The sequence below is a fragment of the Amycolatopsis solani genome, from assembly GCF_033441515.1.
In the GTDB taxonomy this organism is placed as follows: domain Bacteria; phylum Actinomycetota; class Actinomycetes; order Mycobacteriales; family Pseudonocardiaceae; genus Amycolatopsis; species Amycolatopsis solani.
Window position 1 is genome coordinate 386,327 of the sequence record NZ_JAWQJT010000003.1, and the last position, 20,582, is coordinate 406,908.

Annotated in this window: 20 protein-coding genes; 5 read left to right on the forward strand and 15 right to left on the reverse strand. The window is 71.9% G+C overall.

Going from position 1 to position 20,582, the window contains the following annotated elements; genetic code table 11:
* Position 1 precedes the first annotated feature (1 nt).
* From SD460_RS34340 to SD460_RS34375, 8 genes are read right to left on the reverse strand one after another with little or no spacing between them, the layout of a single operon-like run.
* Complete coding sequence (locus tag SD460_RS34340; RefSeq protein ID WP_290055910.1) at positions 2-919, reverse strand: poly(ethylene terephthalate) hydrolase family protein; 918 nt, start codon at positions 917-919, stop codon at positions 2-4.
* A 20-nt stretch (positions 920-939) separates the two neighbouring features.
* Positions 940-2,163: a 2-hydroxyacyl-CoA dehydratase family protein gene (locus tag SD460_RS34345; RefSeq protein WP_290055909.1), complete on the reverse strand. Its 1,224-nt coding sequence runs from the start codon at positions 2,161-2,163 to the stop codon at positions 940-942.
* Complete coding sequence (locus SD460_RS34350; RefSeq protein WP_290055938.1) at positions 2,160-3,161, reverse strand: 2-hydroxyacyl-CoA dehydratase family protein; 1,002 nt, start codon at positions 3,159-3,161, stop codon at positions 2,160-2,162. Before SD460_RS34350 ends, SD460_RS34345 begins: the two co-directional genes overlap by 4 nt.
* A 5-nt stretch (positions 3,162-3,166) precedes the next feature.
* Complete coding sequence (locus SD460_RS34355; RefSeq protein WP_318307291.1) at positions 3,167-4,405, reverse strand: CaiB/BaiF CoA transferase family protein; 1,239 nt, start codon at positions 4,403-4,405, stop codon at positions 3,167-3,169.
* Positions 4,402-5,541, reverse strand: coding sequence for a CapA family protein (locus SD460_RS34360; protein WP_290055907.1), 1,140 nt, complete (start codon positions 5,539-5,541; stop codon positions 4,402-4,404). The genes SD460_RS34355 and SD460_RS34360 overlap by 4 nt, the downstream gene beginning before the upstream one ends.
* Complete coding sequence (locus tag SD460_RS34365; protein WP_290055906.1) at positions 5,538-6,323, reverse strand: amino acid ABC transporter ATP-binding protein; 786 nt, start codon at positions 6,321-6,323, stop codon at positions 5,538-5,540. Before SD460_RS34365 ends, SD460_RS34360 begins: the two co-directional genes overlap by 4 nt.
* A complete protein-coding gene (locus tag SD460_RS34370) occupies positions 6,320-7,195 on the reverse strand; it encodes an amino acid ABC transporter permease (protein WP_290055905.1) in 876 nt (291 codons plus the stop codon). Before SD460_RS34370 ends, SD460_RS34365 begins: the two co-directional genes overlap by 4 nt.
* Positions 7,192-8,067, reverse strand: coding sequence for a transporter substrate-binding domain-containing protein (locus SD460_RS34375; protein ID WP_290055904.1), 876 nt, complete (start codon positions 8,065-8,067; stop codon positions 7,192-7,194). The genes SD460_RS34370 and SD460_RS34375 overlap by 4 nt, the downstream gene beginning before the upstream one ends.
* A gap of 209 nt (positions 8,068-8,276) precedes the next feature.
* Here SD460_RS34375 and SD460_RS34380 point away from each other — a divergent pair, with 209 nt between their 5' ends.
* Together SD460_RS34380 and SD460_RS34385 are read left to right on the forward strand one after the other, a co-directional pair.
* Positions 8,277-9,266 carry a PaaX family transcriptional regulator gene (locus tag SD460_RS34380; protein WP_318307292.1) on the forward strand — a complete coding sequence of 330 codons (990 nt, stop codon included), beginning with the start codon at positions 8,277-8,279 and terminating at the stop codon, positions 9,264-9,266.
* Positions 9,267-9,446: 180 nt separating this feature from the next.
* Complete coding sequence (locus SD460_RS34385; RefSeq protein WP_318307293.1) at positions 9,447-10,823, forward strand: glycoside hydrolase family 10 protein; 1,377 nt, start codon at positions 9,447-9,449, stop codon at positions 10,821-10,823.
* Positions 10,824-10,885: 62 nt separating this feature from the next.
* On the opposite strand, the gene SD460_RS34390 is transcribed toward SD460_RS34385, so the two are convergent.
* A complete protein-coding gene (locus tag SD460_RS34390; RefSeq protein WP_318307294.1) occupies positions 10,886-12,307 on the reverse strand; it encodes a serine/threonine-protein kinase in 1,422 nt (473 codons plus the stop codon).
* A gap of 97 nt (positions 12,308-12,404) precedes the next feature.
* Positions 12,405-13,016, reverse strand: a complete 612-nt coding sequence (locus SD460_RS34395; protein WP_290060236.1) for a TetR/AcrR family transcriptional regulator — start codon at positions 13,014-13,016, stop codon at positions 12,405-12,407.
* Positions 13,017-13,111: 95 nt separating this feature from the next.
* Here SD460_RS34395 and SD460_RS34400 point away from each other — a divergent pair, with 95 nt between their 5' ends.
* Positions 13,112-14,242: an alpha/beta hydrolase family protein gene (locus tag SD460_RS34400; RefSeq protein WP_290060234.1), complete on the forward strand. Its 1,131-nt coding sequence runs from the start codon at positions 13,112-13,114 to the stop codon at positions 14,240-14,242.
* Between the two features lie 15 nt (positions 14,243-14,257).
* Here the strand turns inward: SD460_RS34400 and SD460_RS34405 are convergent, their stop codons facing one another.
* Genes SD460_RS34405 through SD460_RS34415 form a run of 3 tightly spaced genes read right to left on the reverse strand, consistent with a single transcriptional unit; the run spans position 14,258 to position 16,684 of the window.
* A complete protein-coding gene (locus SD460_RS34405) occupies positions 14,258-15,109 on the reverse strand; it encodes a dioxygenase family protein (protein WP_290060233.1) in 852 nt (283 codons plus the stop codon).
* A gap of 12 nt (positions 15,110-15,121) precedes the next feature.
* Entirely contained in the window at positions 15,122-16,114 is a 993-nt protein-coding gene (locus SD460_RS34410) for an amidohydrolase family protein (RefSeq protein WP_290060231.1), read from the reverse strand.
* Positions 16,115-16,120: 6 nt separating this feature from the next.
* Positions 16,121-16,684, reverse strand: a complete 564-nt coding sequence (locus SD460_RS34415; protein WP_290060230.1) for an NADPH-dependent FMN reductase — start codon at positions 16,682-16,684, stop codon at positions 16,121-16,123.
* Between the two features lie 95 nt (positions 16,685-16,779).
* Between SD460_RS34415 and SD460_RS34420 the strand changes: the two genes are divergently transcribed.
* Complete coding sequence (locus SD460_RS34420; protein ID WP_290060228.1) at positions 16,780-17,271, forward strand: MarR family winged helix-turn-helix transcriptional regulator; 492 nt, start codon at positions 16,780-16,782, stop codon at positions 17,269-17,271.
* Between the two features lie 83 nt (positions 17,272-17,354).
* Positions 17,355-18,062: a FadR/GntR family transcriptional regulator gene (locus SD460_RS34425; RefSeq protein WP_290060226.1), complete on the forward strand. Its 708-nt coding sequence runs from the start codon at positions 17,355-17,357 to the stop codon at positions 18,060-18,062.
* Here the strand turns inward: SD460_RS34425 and SD460_RS34430 are convergent.
* Both SD460_RS34430 and SD460_RS34435 read right to left on the reverse strand, forming a co-directional pair.
* The gene (locus tag SD460_RS34430; RefSeq protein ID WP_290060224.1) at positions 18,059-19,084 is read right to left on the reverse strand and encodes an ABC transporter permease; all 1,026 of its coding nucleotides are present in this window, start codon (positions 19,082-19,084) and stop codon (positions 18,059-18,061) included. The two genes, SD460_RS34425 and SD460_RS34430, sit on opposite strands and share 4 nt — an antisense overlap.
* Positions 19,077-20,576, reverse strand: a complete 1,500-nt coding sequence (locus tag SD460_RS34435; RefSeq protein WP_290060222.1) for a sugar ABC transporter ATP-binding protein — start codon at positions 20,574-20,576, stop codon at positions 19,077-19,079. Before SD460_RS34435 ends, SD460_RS34430 begins: the two co-directional genes overlap by 8 nt.
* Positions 20,577-20,582: the final 6 nt, after the last annotated feature.

The following is a 20,582-nucleotide window of genomic DNA, read 5'->3' on the forward strand; positions in this document are numbered from 1 at the left end:
GTCAGAAGTTCTTGGCCGTGACGGTCCAGCCCGGCGTGACGCACAGGCCGCAGCCGGCGCCGAGGAAGTAGCTCCGCGCGACGCGGTTGCCGTTCAAGGTGAAGTCGAACCAGGCGACGAGCACGCGGACGGCCTCTTCGCGCACGCTCGGGTCGGGATTGCCGTCACGCTGGCCGTAGACGAATCCGGTGTGCCCGGCGGCCGGGTTGGTCGCGCGGACCGCGGGGACGGTGACGAGGTCGTAGTTTTCGCCGCTGTTCGGGTAGGCGACGTCGCTGGGGCCGCCGTCGGCGAACAGCGTGGGCGTGTGCAGGTTCCGCAGGTTTTCGCGGCCGTAGCCCAAGGTGCCGTCGGCGAAGAAACCGCTGTCCAGCGACAGCACCGACTTCACGCGAGGATCGGCGCCCGCGACCAGCGCCTCGATACCGCCGCACGAGTGCCCGGTGACGCCGACGCGCCGGGTGTCGAGCCGGTCCCGCAGGGCACTGCCCCGGCGGCCGTTTTCCCGTTCGGCCCAGGTGATCGCGTCGGTGATCACCTTCGGTTCCGGGCTGCCGTTCTCGGTCAGGGCGGGCTCGGCGAACCCGCCGACGGCCACGACGACGAACCCGTGCGCGGCGAGCAGCGTCTCGACGGTCAGCAGTTCGTCGTTGCTCGTGTGCCGGCACGCGCCGTTGCCGAACACCACGACCGGCAGGCGGCCGTGCACCCGGTCCAGGTCCGCGGGACGGTAGACGGTGTACTCGGCGGCGTAGTCCCCGGTCCGGGCCGCGGCCTCGCGGACCACGGGGTGGAACACCTCGGACGCGGGTGGGGCCGCGGCTTCCAGTTCGGGTGAGCTGGGAACCGCGGCGGCCGCGGTCGCGACGAGGGCCGTCACCGCGGCGACGAGCAGCGGTGCGAGGAATGCCTTGCCCATCGGAAGTCCTTTCCGGACGGTCAGGTCAGTTCGTCGAGCCACGCGGTCATCCGCGCGGTCAGGTCGGCTCCCGTGCGGGCGTCGACGTTGTCCGCGGGCAGTTCCAGCACCGGGATGCCCGCCGCGCGCAGGGCACGGGTCGTGAAGTAGCTGCCGCGCGCGTCCTCGGAAACCAGGTGCACCACCCCGTCGACGCCGTGGTGGCGGGCTTCCTTGACGTACCACTCCGCCGACCACGGCGGGGTGTAGAGCTGGTCGCTGAACGCGGCGAAGCGGGCGGCCAGCGCGCGCAGCGGGTCGTCGCCGTAGCGCAGGTAGCCGTCCGCGGCGATGGCGAGGTACATCGACCACACGAAGACGGCGCCGTGCGACTCCTGGAACCGCCGGTAGAAGTCGAGGTCGAACCACAGCCCGCGGCCGATCCACATCAGCCGCAGCCGCTCGTCGGGACACACCGCGACGCCGGCGTCGATCCGGTCGCGGACCTCGTCGTGGAACGCCCGCGCCGCGTCACGCGCCCATTCGGTGCCGCGGTGCCACTGGGGCACCATGACGCTCGGGATGCCGTCGGTGACGGCGATCGGGCACGGCCGGGCGGCCGCGATGAGGTCGCGGGTGCGGCGGTTCCACTCCTGCTGCTCGTTGACCAGGTCCAGGACCTCGCGGAACCGCGTCTCGGAGAACACCCGGCCGGTGGTCTGCTCGAGGAACCGGATCAACCCGGTCAGCTCGCCGGTCAGCAGGTCGAGGCGGTCGCTGCCGATGGCTTCTTCCCAGCGGTGCGGCATGAGCTCCCACCACCGCTCCGGGACCTCGTTCTCCGCCGCGCTTTCCAGCGGGTAGTAGGTGACGCCGGGTTGCGCGTCCCAGACGTCGAAGATCTTGCGGGACGCGTCGCCGGTCGTCTCGCCGAGCACGATCGACGGCGCCGGCAGGCCACCCCACGGCGCCTGCCCGGGGTCGTCTTCGAACGCCGACGCCAGCGAGGTGGCGCTGTACTGCTCGATGTAGTCGGGGTAGCCGCGCTCGCGCAGCAGGCCGAGGTAGCGCTGGGTCTGCCGTTTCGCCGCGACGATCGAGGCCCACCACTGGTTGACCACGTACGGGATGTCCATCGCCCGGAAGATCTCCTGGGGCGCGTCCGCGTTCACCAGTGCCAAGGGAGTACCGGCCTCGCGCACCCCGGCGAACCACTCGCGCTGGTAGGCGGTCGCGGAGGTCGCCGACGCCAGCCGGGCGGTCACGCCGCGGCTCCCGCCGGTGCCAGCGCGGCCAGCGCCTCCGAGGTCAGCTCGCCGTACGGCTGACGCTCGGCCAGGATCGACCGCAGTCCCGTCGCGGCCCGCTGCTCCGGGAAGTCCCACGGCGGCGCGTCGTCGTGGACCCGCGCGTAGGAGAACAGGACTTCCGCACCGCAAGCGCGGGCGGCCGCGGCGGTGTGCGCCGCCCGCTGCCGGACGGACGCGCGGGGCGCCGACGGGCCGTTGTACTGGTACCGCTCGGCGAGCGCGAGTTCCGTCGGCGCCGCGCAGGTGCGGGCGAACAGCAGCTCCCCCCAGTCGTGGTCCTCCCCCACGACGAGGAAACCGGTGCGCTCCAGCGTTTCGTACACCGCCGGGTGGTCGTGGGAGCTGCCGGTGAGGAACAGCCGCACCCCCTCGGTCTCGGCCGGGTCGGCCGCCACGCGGTCGACGAGCGCGATGGCGTCGGTGACCGGCAAGGCGGTGGTCGCGGCGACGATTTCGAGGAACCGCGTGCCGCTCAGCCGGTTTTCCCGGCGCAGCGCGGCGACCCGGCCGAGCGACCGGCGCAGGGTGTCGTGGGCGGTGATGGCTTCGGCGAGGTCGTCGTCGCTGATCGGCCGCCAGCGTCCGAGCCACTCGCGCAGCTGCGCGATCTTCGCGTGGACGTACCGGGTGGTCGTGTGGTGCGGCAGGTGCAGCACGTCCACCAGCCGCAGCGGCGGCAGCCCCAGCGCCGGCTCGATCCGGTGCAGCTCCCGCAGGGCGTAGAACAGGCGCAACGACGCTTCGCAGTCGCGGGAGACGACGATGGCTTCCAGCGGCCCGTAGTCGTCGGTGAGGATCCGCGTCAGGATCGAGCGGGCGACCGGGTCCACGCCGCGGCCCAGGTAGCGGTCGCCGAGTGCGCTGTCCTGACCCGGTTTCCCGGTCAGCCGCAGCGGAAGCAGTCCCGCCGCGGTGATCAGCTCGACCGGGACGTCGGCGCCGACGTAACCCACGGCGTTCAAATGACCGCCTCCGCGACCAGGTCCGCCAGCTGCTCTTCGGTGTAGCCGAGCAGTTCGCGGTAGACGTGCTCGTTGTGCTCCCCCAGTCCCGGCGCCGGCCGGTCGAGGGCGACGCGGGCGGCGGAGAACCGGATCGGCACGCCGGTCCCGGCCAGGTCGGCGACGTCGCCGTGGTTCGGGTGCCGCAGCGGCACGACCTCCTCGCGCGCCAGGACCAGCGGGTCCCGGACCGCTTCGCGCGGTTCGCGGACCTCGGCCGCGGGCACGCCTTCGGCGGTGAACGCGGCGAGGATCTCTTCCAGGGGCCGCACCCGGCACCACTCGCGGATGATCCCGTGCAGCTCGTCGGCGGCGCGGACGCGCTGGTCGCGCGTGCGATAGCGGTCGTCCTCGGCCAGCTCCGGACGGCCGATCGCGCGCAGCACGCCGTGGGCGAACGCGTCGGTCGGCGCGCAGAGCGCGAGGTAGCCGTCGGCCGCGGGCAGGATCCCGAACGGCGCCAGCCGCGGCACCATGGAACCGGTGCGCTGGGGCAGGCCGACCGCGTCGAAGGCGTCGAACGGCTCGCACGCGACCAGCGACGTCAGCGCGCCGAGCATCGACACGTCGACACGCTGGCCTTCGCCGGTGTGCTCGGCCTGCAGCAGCGCCGACACCGTGCCGACCACGGCGAACAGCGGCGCGAGGAGGTCCCCGATCGGCAGTCCGAACCGCACCGGGCCCTCGTCGGGCTCGCCGGCGGTCATCATCACGCCGCTGAGCGCCTGGATGATCGAGTCCATCGCCTTGCCCGAGCCCGGGCCACCTTGGGCGCCGAATCCGCTGATCGAGGTGTAGACCAGCCGCGGGTTGATCTCCTTGACGTGGTCGTAGGAGATGCCGAGCCGGTCGGTGACACCCGGGCTGTAGTTCTCGACCAGCACGTCGGCGTCGCGGACGAGGTCGGTGAACACCGCGCGGGACCGCGGGTTCTTCAGGTCGAGGGTGACGCTGAGCTTGTTGCGGCCGCGCAGCAGCATCGACACCGAAAGGTCGTCGTCGTGGCGGCGGGCGAGGTTGAGCCCGTCGCGGCCGACGTAGGGCGCGTTGTTGCGTGAGGAATCCCCGCCGGTGGCGGGGTTTTCGACCTTGATCACGGTCGCGCCGAGCCCCGCCAGCAGCAGGGTCGCGTACGGTCCGGCGAGCGCGGTGGTCAGGTCGATGACGGTGCGGCCGGCCAGTGGCTGGTCGGTCATGAAGGAACTCCCTCGGTGAGATCGACGAGCACTTCGGTGCCGCGGGTGGTGAACCGGCCGTTGAGCCGGGCCCCGCGGGTGATGTCCTCGACGTACTTCGTCACGGTTTCGCCTTCCGGCGTGCCGCCGACCGGGACCGGACGGCCCTGGTCGTCGATCCAGCACGGCACGAACCCGGCTTCGCGCAGCCCGGTGCCGTCGAAGCGGCAGAAGGCGATGACGGTGTTGCGGCTTTCGGGGTGGAACGGGAAGAACGGCATGTCCGGATCGGGCGCGAAGCCGTACAGCTTGGTCCGCCGTTCCGCCCACGCCTGCAGTTCTTCCGCACCGACCCCGGCGCCCGGGGTGAGGGCGTGGGTGACGGTGGCGAAGTTGCCGAGCCCGTGGAAGATCGGCCGTCCTCTGTGGACTTCGATGCCGCGCATGATGTGCGGGTGGTGGGAGAACACGGCGTCGGCGCCGGCGTCGATCGCCGCGCGGGCGACCGGGCGCTCGTACATCGCGACCTCGACCGGGGTGTGCCCGACACCCTTGTGCAGGGCCACGAGCACGACGTCGGCCTCGGAACGCAGGCTGCGGACGTCCTCGGCCATCGCGTCCAGGCTGTCGGGGTCGGCGAAGGTGTAGATCTTCGGCGGCCCGCCCGGGCTGGCGTGGTCGAGCTCGTAGTGGGTGAGCACGTGCACGTACGCGCAGCCGGGTTTGCGCGAGGTGGCCCAGGATTCCCGCGGGCCGACGCAGTTGTACGAGAGCACGCCGATCCGCAGGCCGCCGCGCTCGACGATCGCCGGCCGCCGGGCCTGCGCGAGGTCGGGCCCGGCACCGGTCGTCTCCATCCCCGCCGCCCGGGAGTAGGCGATGGTGTCGGCCAGTCCCCCGGCCCCGGCGTCGAGGACGTGGTTGCCCGCCAGCGTGGCGACCGCGAACCCGGCCCCGGCCACCGCTTTCAGCGCCGCCGGGTCCGCGGGCGGCGCGGGGACGTCGGTGCTCTGCTGGACCGCGGTGGTGGAGTGCGGCACCTCGATGTGGCCGATGGCGAGGTCCATCGCCCGCAGCACCGGCGCGGCCGGGGCGAGGAAGAACTCGGGATCCGGCTCGTCCAGGATGAGGTCGCCGACGGCGCCGACAGTGATCACGAGACACCTTCCTTTTCGGACAGATGGCGGGACAGGAAGGCACGCAGCCGGTCGGTCCGCGGCCGGGCGAACAGCTCGCCCGGCGGGCCCTCTTCGACGATCCGGCCCGCTTCCATGAACACGCACCGGTCGGCGACCTCGCGCGCGAAGGTCATCTCGTGCGTGACGACGACCATCGTGGTCCCCGCCGCGGCGAGGGTCCGCAGCACCGCCAGGACTTCGTCGACCAGCTCGGGGTCGAGGGCACTGGTCGGCTCGTCGAACAGCATGATCCGCGGCCGGACCAGGACCGCGCGGGCGATGGCGACGCGCTGCTGCTGCCCGCCCGAAAGCTGCCGCGGGTAGTGGTCCTCGCGGCCGGCCAGGCCGATGCGCTCCAGCAGTTCCCGCGCTTCCCGCTCCACAGTGGACCGGTCGCGGCCGTGGACGCGGATCGCCGCGTCGGTCACGTTGCGCAGCACGGTGAACTGCGGGAACAGGTTGAACTGCTGGAAGACCATGCTCATCCGGCGGCGCTGGGCGGCGATCCGCCGTTCGGTCAGCGGCCGCAGCCCGGCCGTCGACCGCCGGTGACCCAGCAGCTCGCCGTCGAGGTACATCGCGCCGCCGTCGATCGGTTCCAGCTGGTGCGCGCAGCGGACGAGCGTCGACTTGCCCGAGCCCGACGGCCCGATCACCACGACCGCCTCGCCTTCGCGCACGTCGAGGCTGACCCCCGCCAGCGCCGTCACCGGCCCGAACTCCTTGCGGACGTCGCTGATCCGCAGCACCGGCGTGGTCATCGGACCTCCCGGTGGCCGCGGGAGAACCGGCGCTCCAGCCGGCGTTGCCCGGCCGTCAGGACGGTGACCACGACCAGGTACCAGAAGCAGGCGACCAGCAGCATCGGCACGATCTCGTAGGTGCGGTTGTAGATCACCTGCACCGAGTGCAGCAGGTCGGACATCGCGATGACCGACACCAGCGCGGTGCCCTTGAGCACGTTGATGAACTGGCTGCCCGCGGGCGGGATGATCACGCGCATCGCCTGCGGGAGCACGATCCGCAGCAGCGTCTGCCCCGGCGGGTAGCCCATCGCGCGGGCCGCGTCACGCTGTCCGGGGTCCACTGAGGACACCCCGGCGCGGAAGATCTCCGCCAGGTACGCCGATTCGACCAGCGACAGCCCGATGACCGCGGCGGTCAGCGGGGTGATGACGCTGTTGGCGTCCCAGGTCCCGAAGACCGGGCCGAACGGGATGCCGAGCGACAGCTTCGGCAGCAGGTAGGCGAGGTTGAACCAGAAGATCAGCTGCACCAGCGGCGGGATGCCGCGGAAGAGCCCGACCCACAGCGTCGCCACCCACCGGGCGGGCCCGAACCCGCTCAGCTGCATCGCCGCGACGACACCGCCGGCCAGCGACCCGAGGACCATCGCCGCGACCGCGAGCAGCACCGTGGTGCCCAGACCCGCCATGACGCTCTTCTCGAAGAGGTACTTCGCGACGACGTCCCACTGGAACCGCGAGTTGCCGACCAAGAAGACGGCGAGCTGGGCGGTCAGCACCGCCAGCACGAGCACGAACAGCCAGCGCAACGGGCGCAAGCGGCCGCGAGCCGAAGCGACGTCGTCGGGCGCGGCCGTCGTTTCCTCCACAGTGGACATCGTGGTCATTTCGCCGACGCCGCGTCGAAGATCGGCTGCGGGACCGTGACGTCGTCGAGGCCCCACTGGTGCATGATCCGCTGGTAGGTGCCGTTGCGGAAGAGCTCTTCGAACGCCTTCTGCAGCACCGGGCCGAGCTTGCCCGCCTTCGGGGTGTACAGCGCGAGGTTGTCCTTCGTGGCGCCCTGTTCCTCGGTCTGCGTCACGTACTCGTACTGCCCCTTCTGCTGCGTGGTCACGTCGATCGCGGCCGCCTGGGTCATCCCGGCGGCCTCGGCCCGGCCGGACTTCGCGGCCAGCAGGGTCGCGTTCGTGTCGTCGAGCCCGACCACCTGCACGGCCGGTTTCTTCGCGCCTTCGCAGAACTTGGACAGCTTGGCGAGCTGGTCTTCGACGACGCTGGCGGTGACCACGGCGACGCGCTTGCCGCACAGGTCGGCGGCCTGCTTGACGCCGGCGGCCGAACCCACGGGGATCACGTAAGCGGTCCGGGTGGTCATCCACGTGACGGTGTCGAACTGCTTCTCGCGTTCGGCGGTGGCCTTGACCGGCCCGTTGAAGGCCTCGTACCGGCCGCTGAGCATGCCCTGCAGCGCGGCCGGGAGCCCGCTGACGATGGTCGTTTCCGTGCGCACGCCGAGGAGCTGGCCGAGCGCCTGCTGGAAGTCGTTGTCGATGCCGGTGACGGTCTTGCCGTCCGGGCCGACGGTCCGGTACGGCGGGTGGGAGTCGCCGGCGAACCGGAGGACACCCGCGTCCTTGACCGCGGCCGGGAGCTGGTCGTGCAGCGCCTGGTCGGTGGTGAGGGCGGCGGCGGTGGGCGCCGAAGCGGCGCCGTCGTCGACCGTGCACCCGGCCAGGACGAACGCGGTGGCGGCCACGGCGAGCGAGCTTCGACGCCATTGACGAAGAGAGGAACCCATGTCGTTTACTTCCTGCGGAAGGCAATAGGTTGCTAAGCGGGTGCCGATCGTCGCATGATGTGTCGCGTGATTCAACCCCTCGATCCGGCGCCCCGGACCGCACTGCCACCATGGACACCCGCGGCGGACCGGCCGCCGGGACCGACCGTGGAAGAGGCAGGCGCGCGATGACGGCGACGCCCTCGGGGCCGCTGCCCCGCTCCCAGCAGGGAGCCGAGCCCCAGCTGCTCCTGACGTCCCTGCTCGGTGACTTCTGGTACTGGCGCGACGAGCACATCCCCTCGGCCGCGCTCGTGCAGCTGCTCGGCGAGTTCGACATCAGCCCGGCGAGCGCGCGGGCGGCGATCCGCCGCCTCGCCGCCCGCGGCCTGCTCACCGTGTCGCGCAGCGGCCGGACGACGGCGTACGGCATCCCGGCGCGCACGTCCGAAGTGATCATCGAGCGCACGCACCGGATGCTCACCTTCGGCACGACGGCGCCCGAGTGGGACGGGCAGTGGACCGTGGTCACGTTCTCGGTGCCGGAACAGGACCGCGGCCTGCGCACGGCCCTGCGGTCCCGGCTGCGCGTCCTGCGGTTCGCCGCGCTCTACGACGGCGTCTGGGTCAGCCCGCACGACCTCGCCGAACCGGCCCTCACCGCGCTACGCGAGCTGGACCTGCGCAGCGCGACGGTCTTCCGCGCCACCGAGGTCCCCGGCTCGGCCGCGGCGGCCACGGCGTTCGACCTCGAGCCCCTCGCCCGGGAGTACGAGCAGTTCGTCGAGCGCTACGAGCAGGTCCTCACCGGCTTGGAGGCCGGCTTGATCAGCCCGGCGCAGGCGTTCCGCACCCGCACCGAGCTGCGCGTGGACTGGCGGCGGTTCCCGGAGACCGACCCCGACCTGCCCGCCGGCCTGCTGCCTGCGGACTGGGCGCGCGACCGCGCCCAGAAGGTGTTCCTGCAGATCTACGACCGCCTCGGCCCGCTGGCCGAGCTGCGGTTCCGGCAGGTGCTGGGGGCCACCGACCCCGAACTGGCCGAGCTGGCCACCCACCACGACTCGGTCAAGGTGGCCGCGTTGTTCGCCGGCCTCGGCGACCGCCACCCGGCCGGCGACACCCCGTTCGAGCAAGCCGCCGAAGCCCGCCGCCTGGACGACGCGCGCCGCGGGTAAGGACGGCAGTTCCCGGTCCGACCGCAGAAAGACCTGCCAGCGAAACTCGTTCGAAACTCTTTGCGGGGCGGCGAAGCACCGTGTTCTTCTGCTTGCGGTAAGTGATTTTCGTCGACTCGTCCAGGTCACCGGCGACCCCGCGGTGGACGTCTCCTGGGCGCGTGCCTAAGGAGACCACGGATGGCAAGAACTTCGGCGGGTCCGCGCAGCAGCTGGTGGCGATCGCCCGCCACCCGAGCACTGGCCGGCCTGGCCACCGTCGCCGCGACGGCCGCGGTCCTGGTGACAGCTCCCGGCGCCGACGCCGCGGCGAGCACCCTCGGTGCCGCGGCCGCGCAGTCGGGCCGGTACTTCGGCACCGCCATCGCCGCCGGGCGGCTCGGCGACTCGGCCTACACGACGATCGCGGCGCGCGAATTCAACATGGTCACGCCCGAGAACGAGATGAAGCCCGACGCGACCGAGCCCAACCAGAACCAGTTCAACTTCTCCTCGGGCGACCAGATCTACAACTGGGCGGTGAGCCACGGCGCCAAGGTGCGCGGCCACACGCTGGCCTGGCACGCGCAGCAGCCCGGCTGGATGCAGAACATGGGCGGCAGCAACCTCCGCAACGCCATGATCAACCACATCCAGAAGGTGATGGCCCACTACCAGGGCAAGCTCGCGTACTGGGACGTCGTCAACGAAGCCTTCAACGAGGACGGCAGCCGCCGATCGTCGAACCTGCAGAGCACCGGCAACGACTGGATCGAGGTCGCGTTCAAGACCGCGCGCGCGGCCGACTCGTCGACCAAGCTCTGCTACAACGACTACAACATCGACAACTGGAACTACGGCAAGACCCAGGGCGTCTACAACATGGTGCGGGACTTCAAGTCCCGCGGCGTCCCGATCGACTGCGTCGGCCTGCAGGCCCACTTCACCGGCGGCAGCTCGGTCCCGAGCAACCTCCAGACGACGATCTCCAGCTTCGCGGCCCTCGGCGTCGACGTGGCGCTCACCGAGGTCGACGTCACGAACTCCTCCACTTCGCAGTACGCGGCGCTGACCCAGGCGTGCATGAACGTCGCGCGCTGCGTCGGCATCACGGTGTGGGGCGTGCGGGACAGCGACTCCTGGCGCTCCAACGAGAGCCCGCTCCTGTTCGACGGCAACGGGAACAAGAAGGCGGCGTACAACTCGGTGCTGAACGTCCTCAACTCCGGCGGGGGCACGCCGACGACGACACCGACGACACCGACGAACCCCACGACGACCCCGACCACGACGACGACCACACCGGGTGGCGGCAGTTGCACGGCATCGCTGTCGGCCGGGCAGTCCTGGAACGACCGGTACAACCTCAACGTCTCGGTCAGCGGGTCCAGTTCGTGGACGGTGACCATGACCGTGCCGAGCCCGGCGCGGATCAGCGCCACCTGGAACATCAACGCGACGTGGCCCAGCAGCCAGGTCCTCATCGCGACGCCCAACGGCAACGGCAACAACTGGGGCGTCACGATCATGCACAACGGGAACCGCAACTGGCCCAGCGTCAGCTGCAGCGCCTCCTGAGTCGCACTTCCTGAGGACGGCCCGTTCGCCGCGCTGCGCCGGCGGACGGGCCGTCCGTGCGTTCAGCGCTTCCCGGGGTGTTTCCCTGCCTCGGGGCGCGGGCCGCCGTCCGGCTTGGGCGGGCCGCCTTCGCGCTTGGCCGGCCCCTTGCCCGGCTGCTCCTTCGGCCCCGCGGCGGCGGCCACGCCCACCGACACCCGCTTCGAGGATTGCGGCGTAGCCACGACGACGGCGGTCGCAGGCGGCAAGGTGACCCCCGACGGCGCCGCGGCGGACGTACTGGGCGGGGCGGCCGCGGCCGGCTCGGCCGGGGAGCTTGCGGGGTCGGCGGGCCGGGCGAGCACCACCGTGAGCAGCCCGGCCGCCGCGGTGGCGAGGACACCGCCGGCGGTCAACGCCCGGCGCCGCGCGGACGCCGGAGTGACGGGCGCGGCGGTGGCGGCGGCGTCGGTGGCTGCGGTGGCGGGCGCAGTGGCCGCGGTGTCCGCAGCGGCGGCGGTGGCCGCAGCCGCCGCTGCGGCGGCGCCGGGCGCAGTGGGTTTCAACGCCCGCCGCCACGCGGACGCCGGCTTGACGGGCGCGCCCGCGGTGGCGGCAGTGCCGGCGACGGCCGCATTGGCCGAGGTGCCGGCGGCAGACGCAGTGGTCACGGCGGCGGCGGACGCAATGGTCGCGATGGCTGCGGTGGTCGCAGCGGCGGGCTCGCGCAGCAACCGCGGCAGCTGCTCGGCCCCCGGCCGGTCCGCGGGATCCTTGGCGGTCATCAGGCGCAGCGTGTGCGCGAGCGGTTCGGGAGTGCTGCCGGGAACGCGGGGCGCGCGGTTCAGCCGGGCCAGTGCCGACTCCGCCAGTGTGCCGGGGAACTCGCGCTGGGCGGTCAGGCACTCCAGGAGGATCAGGCCGAGCGCGTAGATGTCGGCCGCCGGGCCGGCGGGGTCGCCCAGGATCTGCTCCGGTGCCAGGTAGGCGGCGGTGCCGGTGACCAGGCCGGTGCCGGTGATGTGCGTGGAGTCCAGCGCGTGCGCGATGCCGAAGTCGGTGATCAGCGGGCCGCCGGCACCGAGGAGGATGTTCGCGGGTTTCAGGTCGCGGTGCACGATGCCCCGGGCGTGGACGTGGGCCAGCGCCTCCGCCAGCCGGACCCCCAGCTCGCTCACTTCGCCGGTGGTGAACGGCCCGGCCAGCAGGCGCTCGGCGAGGTTCTCCCCGTCGACCAGCTGCATCACCAGGTAGGGCCGGTCCCCCTCGGTGCCGCTGTCGTACAGCGTCACCACCCGGGGGTGGTCGATGCTGGCCAGCAAGGTCCGCTCCCGCGCGCGGCGCAGCTGGTCAACCGCCACCGCGTGCCGGTCGTAGACCTTGACAGCGACCTCGCGCCCCAGCTCGCGGTCGACGGCCCGGTGGACCCGCGCGGTGGCTCCCTTGCCGAGCAACGGCCCGACTTCGTAGCGTCCGGCGAGCACGTGCGGCGGCTCGTTCGTCATCGGCAGGCACCCCATCCGGCTCGTGGTCCTCACCGGTACCCGCAAACGCGGCAGGCGCAAACGCAGGAGTGCGACGGTGCCGCGCAAGTCACTCGAGTCAGCCGGCCGCCTTCAGGGCCGCTTCGACCGCTCGCGCCAGTGCTTCCAGGTACTCGTCGTCGCTGGGGCCCTTGACCACCAGCATCCGGAAGGCGAGCGGCGCGATCAGCAGGTCGGTGCCGAGCTCCGGGTCGAGGCCGGGCGGCAGCTCGCCGCGGTCGATCGCGTTCCGCAGGACCGCCTGCGCCGCCGCTCGGCGCGGTTCCGCCACTCCGGTCTGCAGCACCTCGGCGAGGGTCTCGTCGTACGCGGCTTCGGCCAGCAGCCCGGCCCCGATCCGCGTGATGAGCGGGTGGGCCAGCTGGCCGCGGAAGGTGGCGAACAGCTCGCGCAGGTCGCCGCGCAAGGCGCCGGTGTCCGGGGTGGGCGGGAGCGCGCCGGCGACCTTCTCCCGGATCAGCTCGGCGAGCATCGCCTGCTTCGACGGCCACCGCCGGTAGAGCGCGGCCTTGCCCACCCCGGCGCGCCGGGCGACCGCGTCCATCGACGTCCGGGCGTATCCCGTGTCCGCGAGCTCGGCGAACGCGGCGTCGGTGATGGCGTCGGTCACCTGACGGCGCAGCACCGCCCCGCCGCTCACCGGCCGGGTTCCGTCGTCGGGCGTCGCCATGCCGCCAGTGTAGCGAACGGAACGGTGGCGTTCCATTCACCTGAGTGCTACAACGGAACGAGACCGTTCCGTTCGCACCAACCGGGAGGCACCCGATGAAGTTCCTCTTCGACGACCCGTCCTTCTCCTTCGAAGCCCTGCGCGCCGCCGGCTACCTCGCCTACGCCGGCGCCGACCTCGGCGAAGTGCTGGTGACCTGCCGCGAGATCCCGGAAGGCGACGAAGCCGCCTGGTCCGCCCAGTGGGCCGCGACCGCCGCGCGGATCGAGGGCATCGGCCGCGACGCCCTCGCCGCCGGGCACCGGGTCAGCGCCCGCGAGGCCCTGCTGCGGGCCTCCAACTACTACCGCGTCGCCGACTTCTACCGCCGCGACGACCCCGAGCACGATCCCGAGTCCGCGCGGCTCGCGAAGGCGTCCCAGCGGACCTTCGCCGACGCCGCCCCGCTGCTGGACACCCCGGTCCGCGCGCTGACCATCCCGTACGAGGGCACCACCCTGCCCGCGTACCTCTTCCTCGCCGACGGCTCCGGCACCCCGCGCCCGACCGTGCTCTTCCACGGCGGCTTCGACTCCACCCTGGAGGAGAGCTACTTCGCCATCGCCGCGGCCGCGCTGCGGCGCGGGTACCACGTGCTCGCCTTCGACGGCCCCGGCCAGGGCGCCCCGCTCCGCCGCGGCCTGCGGTTCCGGCCCGACTGGGAAGCCGTGGTCACCCCGGCCGTCGACCTCGCCCGCACCCTGCCCGAGGTCGACGACGAGAAGATCGCGCTGATCGGGATGAGCATGGGCGGCTACCTCGCCGCCCGAGCGGCCGCGTTCGAGCACCGGCTCGCGGCCTGCGTGCTCTACGACGGCGTCTACGACCTGCACGAGCCCTTCACCGCCGTCACCGGGTTCGAGCACGACACCCAAGCCCGCTGGATCGTCCGCAACGGCAAGTGGACCTTCGGTCTGTCCACGTTCGACGACGTGGCCGAGGCGACGCGCGCCTACACCATGGCCGGGATCGCGGGGCGCATCACCTGCCCCACCCTCGTCCTCGACGCCGAAAACGACCAATTCTTCCGAGGCCAGCCCCAGCGCCTGCTCGACGAGCTGACGTGCGAGAAGGAGCTGATCTTCTTCCGCGAGGACGAAGGCGGCGGCGAACACTGCCACGAAGGCGCGCTGTTCCTGTTCCACCAGCGCACGTTCGACTGGCTCGACACCGTCCTCGGCCGCTGAGTCCCCCGGCTGTTCTCAGGTGCCGGGGCGCAGGACGAAGTCGTACGTGAGCGCGCGGTAGGGCCCCGCCAGGCCGCGGGCGCCGTGGTCCTCGCGGAGGGTCGTCGTCTTGACCGCCTCGGCGGGCACAGCGCCTTCGATGGTGCTTTCGACCAGGGGATCGCCGTCGAAGTAGATCTGGGTGGTCAACGGCAGGCACCCCGCGGCACTGACGATCGCGTGGATGTGCCGGGGGCGGCGGCCGTCGAGCTTCAAAGCTCGCGTCAGCGTCGCCAGCGGGCTCTGCGTGGCGAGGCCGAAGGTCTCGACACCGGGCATGACCGTGCGGAACTCGTAGTGGCCGCGGTCGTCGGCGATGATCCTGGCGCGCAGGTTGTCGGCGGGGACACCGGTGGCGTCGTTGGGGATGTCCAGCGGCGCGAAGTCGGCGGCGGTCAGTCCGGAGTAGACGTCGTTCGCGTCGATCTGCCAGATCTCGAGGGCCGCACCGGGCAGCAGGTCGCCGGTGGTGGTGCGCACGATTCCGGACACGACGAGCGGTTCGCCGGGCTCGTCCGGCCGCATGGGCAGCACGGCGGGACTGCGCAGGACGGGCGCCCCGGGCCGATGGGCGGGACCTTCCATCTCCCAATGGCTCGCGCCGTCCTTTTCCGGGTGGGCGTAGCTCGCGCCCGCGGTTCCTCTTTGGACGGTCTTGAAGAAGAGGATGCTCGCCGACGGCAGTTCATCGGCGTCGGCGACCTGCCTCAACCAGTCGGCGGCGCCGAGCAGTTCGTCGAGGGTGACCTGGTGCTTCAGGATGACGTCGTCGATCGCGCGGCGCAGATCGGCGAACACGACACGCAGCCGTTCCGGCGGCTCGTTCACGGGTGACTCCTTTCAGTGCCGCCGGATGCCGGCGACGAGCTTTTCCCAGTTCCGGTACGCGATGAGCTCGCGCTCGGCGTCGCCGACGGGCGCACTGTCCACAAAGGCCCGTGCCGACCCGGCGCGCTCCCGGTTGAACGGGTGGTCGGAGGCGTACATGATCCGCTCCGCGCCCACCGTTTCGAGGCTCCACCGCAGGTACTTGTGGCTGGAGATGCCGCCGGGAGTGACGAACACGTTGGTGCGGAAGTACTCCGCGATCGGGCAGCGTAGGCCAGCGAGGTCGTCCATCGCGGCGACGCGGTCGAGGTAGAACAGCACGACTTCGCCCCAGTGCCCCAGGATGACCTGCAGGCCGGGGAACCGGTCGAAGACGCCGGCGAGGATCATCCGCAGGACGGTCAGGCCGGCGTCGTAGTGCCAGCCGAACGCGCCGGTGGCCAGCATGCCGTCCACCGGCTCGCCGAACCCGCGGTAGTACGCGTCGACGACGCCGGGTGCCGGCGCGCGGGGGTGCAGGTAGACCGGCGCGCGCAGGTCTTCGGCGGCCTCGTAGATGTCCCAGAACTCCGGCGCGTCCAGGGCGCGGCCGCCGGAGCGCGCGTTCACCAGCGTGCCCGCGAAGCCGAGTTCGGTGACCGCGCGCCGCAGTTCGGTGGCCGCGGCCGCCGGCGACGGCGTGGCCAGCGTCGCGAACCCCTGCAGGCGCCCGGGGTGACGGCGGACCGCTTCCGCGAGGCCGTCGTTCACGGCCGCCTGGAGGGCGGCCGCCTCCGCGGCGGGCAGGTTCTGCAGGCCGGGCGTCGTCAGGGACAGGACCGCGGTGTCGATGCCGGCGTCGTCCATGGCCGCGATCCGCCCGGCTCCGACGTCGAGCAGCGCGGGCAGGACTTCCCCGCCGAGAGCCCGGTTCATCATCGGCTCGGCCGGCCGCGGATCGTGCCGCCGCCAGGCCTCGGCCACTTCGGTGGTGAGGAAGTGCTCTTCCAATGCGTAAAGCCGCATCGCGGGTCAGTCCCGGACGGCTTTGAGCGCGCCGGCCCAGGATTCGAGCTGGCCGAACAGGATCGTGGCGGCCTGGTCGTGCGCGGCCGCGGGCGTGAAGGTGGTGAAGTCCCGGAAGTCGGTGAGCAGCGAGAAGGACAGCTGCTGGCGGACGTGGGCGATCCGCAGTTCGCTGCAGATCGCGCGCAGGTGCTCGATCGCCCTGGCGCCGCCGAGCGAGCCGTAGGAGACGAAGGCGGCGGCCTTGTCGTTCCATTCGCGGTAGAGGTAGTCGATGGCGTTCTTCAGCACCGCGGACGTCGAGTGGTTGTACTCGGGGGTGACGAAGACGAAGCCGTCGAACTTCGCGATGGTGGCGGCCCAGGCCCGGGTGTGCTCGCCGGCGTACCGGCCCGCGCTGGCGGGGACGGGCTCGTCCAGGTGGGGCAGCGGGTGGTCGAGCAGGTCGATCAGCTCGTAGTCGGCGCCGGTGCGTTCCTTGGCCCTGGTCAGGACCCAGTCGGCCACGGCGGCGCCGTTGCGGCCGGGGCGGGTGCTGCCGAGGATGACGGCGAGCTTCAGGTCGCTCATGGTGGTCCTCCGAAATCGCGAGACTTGAATCTTCAAGTCAAACTAGCCACTCTGACTTGAAAGTTCAAGTGCGACCCGGTCGGTACACTCCTGCCATGCCTGCCCCGAACGACGAGCCGCGCTGGTTGACCGACGACCAGCTGGCGGCGTGGCGCGGGTTCGTGAAACTGCTCCAGCGGCTGCCCGCGGCCCTGGAAACCCAGCTCCAGCAGGACGCCAAGCTCAGCCTGATCGAGTACCACGTCCTGGCGCACCTGTCCGACCAGCCCGGGCGCCGCTTGCGGATGAGCGAACTCGCCGCACTGGCCAGCACGGAGCTGTCCCGCCTGTCCCACCTGATCGGCCGGCTCGAGAACCGCGGCTTCGTGGCGCGCGAGCCGGATCCGGAGAACGGGCGCTACACGCTCGCCGTGCTGACCGAGGCGGGGTACGCCCACCTCGTCGACGCGGCACCCGCCCACGTGGCGCGGGTACTGGACCTGTTCGTCGACGCCCTCGGCGCGAACGAGCTGCGGACCCTGCACCGGATCTCCGGCAAGGTGCTCGACCGCATCGAGCAGGCCGAGGAACATCATATGTCCCGGTGACCAAACGTCACCCAACCGTTCGAATACTTCGAAAGCGCACTCGAGCACGCGGCATTCATCATACGAATGCTAAAGTTTTTGCCATGGCGAGGTCCCTGACCGACGAAGCGATCGACCGGATCCGGGAGTTCGTCCGGTCCGGGCGGTTCCCCGCGGGGTCGCGGCTGCCGCCCGAGCACGAGCTCGCCACCGAGCTGGGGATTTCGCGCAGTCCGACCCGCGAAGCCGTGAAGGCGCTCGAGCTGGCCCGGGTGCTCGAAGTGCGCCGCGGCGACGGCACGTTCGTCACGAGCCTCGCGCCCAGCCTGCTGCTGGAAGGTCTCGGCACCGCGGTCTCGCTCATGCAAGGCGGCACGGTGCTCGAGCTGACCGAAGTGCGGCGGCTGCTGGAGCCGGCCGCCACCGGCCTCGCCGCCACCCGGATCACCGAAGACCGGCTGCGCGCGGTGGCCGAGCTGCTCGAAGCGATGCAGGAAGCCGTCGAGGACGTCGAACGCCTGACCGTGCTCGACGCCGCCTTCCACCGCGAGGTGATCACCGCGGCGGGCAACGAAACCCTGACCGCGCTGCTGGACGGCATCTCCTCGCGGACGCTGCGGGCGAGGATCTGGCGCGGCACCGCCGACCGCGGCGTCACGCGGGAAACCCTGTCCCAGCACCAGGCGATCTACGACGCGCTGGCCGCCCGCGACCCCGGCGTGGCCACCGCGGCCGCGCTGATGCACGTGGACACGTCCGAACGCTGGCTGCGCGCCCACCTGGCCGAGCTGCGAACCCTCGACGGCGCCTAGGTCTGCCGCTTGCCGCTGGTGATGCGGGACATCACCAGCGCGACCAGGATGATCGTGCCGTTGAGCGCGCCGATCCACTGCGCGGGCACGCCGGCCAGCGTGAGCACGTTCTGGATCATGTACAGCAGCAGGATCCCCGTGAAGGCACCGAAAAGCGTGCCCCGGCCGCCGTTCAGGCTGACGCCGCCGATCACCGCCGCGGCGAACACCGTGAAGATGTACCCGTTGCCCTGCGCCGCGGCCACCGAAGCCAGCCGGCCCGAGAGCAGCAGCCCGCCGAGCGCGGCCAGCACGCTCGCCGCGATCAGGACGATCCACACGACGCGCCCGGTCCGGATGCCCGCGGCTTTCGCCGCGTCCTCGTTGCCGCCGATCGCATAGAGGCTGCGGCCGAAGCGGGTGTAGCCGAGCAGCACGACCCCGCCGGCGAACAGCAGCACGCAGATCCAGATCGACGCCGGGATCCCCGCCCACGGCGTGGTGCCGAGGTAGAGCATCGAATCGGGCAGGCCGAAGAACGTCTGACCGCCGGAGATCCCGGTCAGCAGGCCGCGCAGCACGATCAGCATGCCGAGGGTGACCACGAACCCGCTCAGTCCGAACCGGACGATCAGCAGCGCGTTGAGCACCCCGACCAGGACGCCGACCGCGAGCACCACCGGCACCGCCGTCCACGAGGGCAGCAGGCCGAGCGAGTGACCGCCGCCGATCGTCAGCCAGGCCGCGACGCCGGGGGCCAGGCCGAACGTCGACTCCAGCGAGAGGTCCATCTTGCCGACGACCAGGACCAGCGTCTGGGCCAGCACCAGCAACGCGATCTCCGACATGGTCTGCAGGATGTTGAGCACGTTGTCGTACTGGAGGAACACGGGGTTCACCAGCTGGCCGACCACGGCGATCGCGACGATCCCCGGCACCAGCGCGAAGTCGCGCACGCGGGCGAGGGCGATCCGCCGCGGCGGCCGGGTGGCGGCGGGCTCGGACCGCGCTTCGGCGCGCAGGGCGGTGCGGCTGTCAGGCATCGAGGTCGACTCCTTCCATGGCGGCCACGACCTCGCGGTCCGGCCGGCCGGCGGGCATTTCGGCGGTGAGCCGTCCGTGGACCAGCACGAGCACGCGGTCGCAGAGCCGCAGGTCGTCCAGCTCGTCCGACGCGATCAGCACCCCGGTGCCCCCGGCGGCGGCTTCGGCCACCTTGCCGAGGAGGAACTCCTTCGACCGCACGTCCACCCCCGCGGTCGGGGTGATCAGCACCAGCACGCGAGGATCGCCGGCGAGGGCACGGGCCAGGACGACCTTCTGCTGGTTGCCGCCGGAGAGCGCCGACACCGCCAGGTCCGGCCCGGGCGTCTTCACCTCCAGCCGGTCGATCATCGTCCCGGCCAGCCGGTCGCGGAGAGCGGGCCGGACGAAGACGCCTGGGCCGAGCCGGTCCAGGACGGACAGGGTCGTGTTGTCCGCGACCGACATCCCGGGCACGAGCCCTTGGCGGTGGCGGTCTTCCGGGACGAAGCCGAGGCCGGCGGCGAGGGCCGCCGGGACGTCGCCGGGGCGCGGGCGGTGGCCGCCGACGAGGACGGTGCCCGAATCGGCTTCCCGCAGCCCGGTCAGCGTCTCGGCGACCTCGGTCTTGCCGCTGCCCCCGGCCCCGGCCAGGCCGACGATCTCCCCCGGCGCGACGGCGAAGGAGACGTCTTCGAACGCGGGAGCGAGGCTCAGCCCGCGCACTTCGAGCACGGGTGCCGAGCCGGAGCGCGACGACGACGCGCGTTCTTCGGCCACGACGGCGTTCTCCCCGGTCATCGCCGCGACGAGCTCCGCCTTCGGCAGCTCGGCGACCGGCGCGGTCAGCACGTGCCGGGCGTCGCGGAAGACCGTGACCGTGTCGCAGATTTCGTAGACCTCCTGCAGGTGGTGGCTGATGAACAGGAAGGTCACGCCGTGGCGCTGCAGGTCGGCGATGTGGCCGAACAGCCGGGTGATGGCGCCGCCGTCCAGCTGCGCGGTCGGCTCGTCGAGGATGACGAACCGCGCGCCGAAGGACAGCGCCCGCGCGATCTCGACGAACTGCCGCTGCTCGACCCCGAGCTCACCCGCCGGGCGGCGCACGTCGACGTCCACCGACCAGCGTCCGAGCAGCTCGGTGGCCGCCCGGCGCACCGCGGACCAGCGGACGAACCCGCGCAGCGTCTCCTGCCGGTTCAGGAACAGGTTCTCCGCCACCGAAAGGTCCGGGATGATCGTCGAGCGCTGGTACACGCAGGCGGCCAGCGACCGCCAGGTGTCCCGATCGGACAGTCCCGGCGCCGGCTCGCCGTTCAGCCGCACCGAGCCGGAATCCGGTGCGGTCAAGCCGGTGAGGACGGAGACGAGCGTCGACTTCCCGGCACCGTTGCGGCCGACGAGCGCGTGCGTCTGTCCTGGCAGGACGGTGAGATCCGCGTGGTCCAGTGCGACCGTGGCGCCGTAGCGCTTGACCACCTGCCGCGCTTGCACGACCGGCACCGCACCCATGGTCAC

Excerpts from the sequence above, each read along its gene's own strand:
- SD460_RS34430 (WP_290060224.1), bottom strand. The coding sequence starts at position 19,084 with ATGCCTGACAGCCGCACCGCCCTGCGCGCCGAAGCGCGGTCCGAGCCC.
- SD460_RS34425 (WP_290060226.1), top strand. The coding sequence starts at position 17,355 with ATGGCGAGGTCCCTGACCGACGAAGCGATCGACCGGATCCGGGAGTTC.
- SD460_RS34355 (WP_318307291.1), bottom strand. The coding sequence starts at position 4,405 with ATGACCGACCAGCCACTGGCCGGCCGCACCGTCATCGACCTGACCACC.
- SD460_RS34435 (WP_290060222.1), bottom strand. The coding sequence starts at position 20,576 with ATGGGTGCGGTGCCGGTCGTGCAAGCGCGGCAGGTGGTCAAGCGCTAC.
- SD460_RS34410 (WP_290060231.1), bottom strand. The coding sequence starts at position 16,114 with ATGCGGCTTTACGCATTGGAAGAGCACTTCCTCACCACCGAAGTGGCC.
- SD460_RS34400 (WP_290060234.1), top strand. The coding sequence starts at position 13,112 with ATGAAGTTCCTCTTCGACGACCCGTCCTTCTCCTTCGAAGCCCTGCGC.
- SD460_RS34415 (WP_290060230.1), bottom strand. The coding sequence starts at position 16,684 with ATGAGCGACCTGAAGCTCGCCGTCATCCTCGGCAGCACCCGCCCCGGC.
- SD460_RS34420 (WP_290060228.1), top strand. The coding sequence starts at position 16,780 with ATGCCTGCCCCGAACGACGAGCCGCGCTGGTTGACCGACGACCAGCTG.
- SD460_RS34390 (WP_318307294.1), bottom strand. The coding sequence starts at position 12,307 with ATGACGAACGAGCCGCCGCACGTGCTCGCCGGACGCTACGAAGTCGGG.
- SD460_RS34370 (WP_290055905.1), bottom strand. The coding sequence starts at position 7,195 with ATGACCACGATGTCCACTGTGGAGGAAACGACGGCCGCGCCCGACGAC.
- SD460_RS34395 (WP_290060236.1), bottom strand. The coding sequence starts at position 13,016 with ATGGCGACGCCCGACGACGGAACCCGGCCGGTGAGCGGCGGGGCGGTG.
- SD460_RS34340 (WP_290055910.1), bottom strand. The coding sequence starts at position 919 with ATGGGCAAGGCATTCCTCGCACCGCTGCTCGTCGCCGCGGTGACGGCC.
- SD460_RS34365 (WP_290055906.1), bottom strand. The coding sequence starts at position 6,323 with ATGACCACGCCGGTGCTGCGGATCAGCGACGTCCGCAAGGAGTTCGGG.
- SD460_RS34380 (WP_318307292.1), top strand. The coding sequence starts at position 8,277 with ATGACGGCGACGCCCTCGGGGCCGCTGCCCCGCTCCCAGCAGGGAGCC.
- SD460_RS34385 (WP_318307293.1), top strand. The coding sequence starts at position 9,447 with ATGGCAAGAACTTCGGCGGGTCCGCGCAGCAGCTGGTGGCGATCGCCC.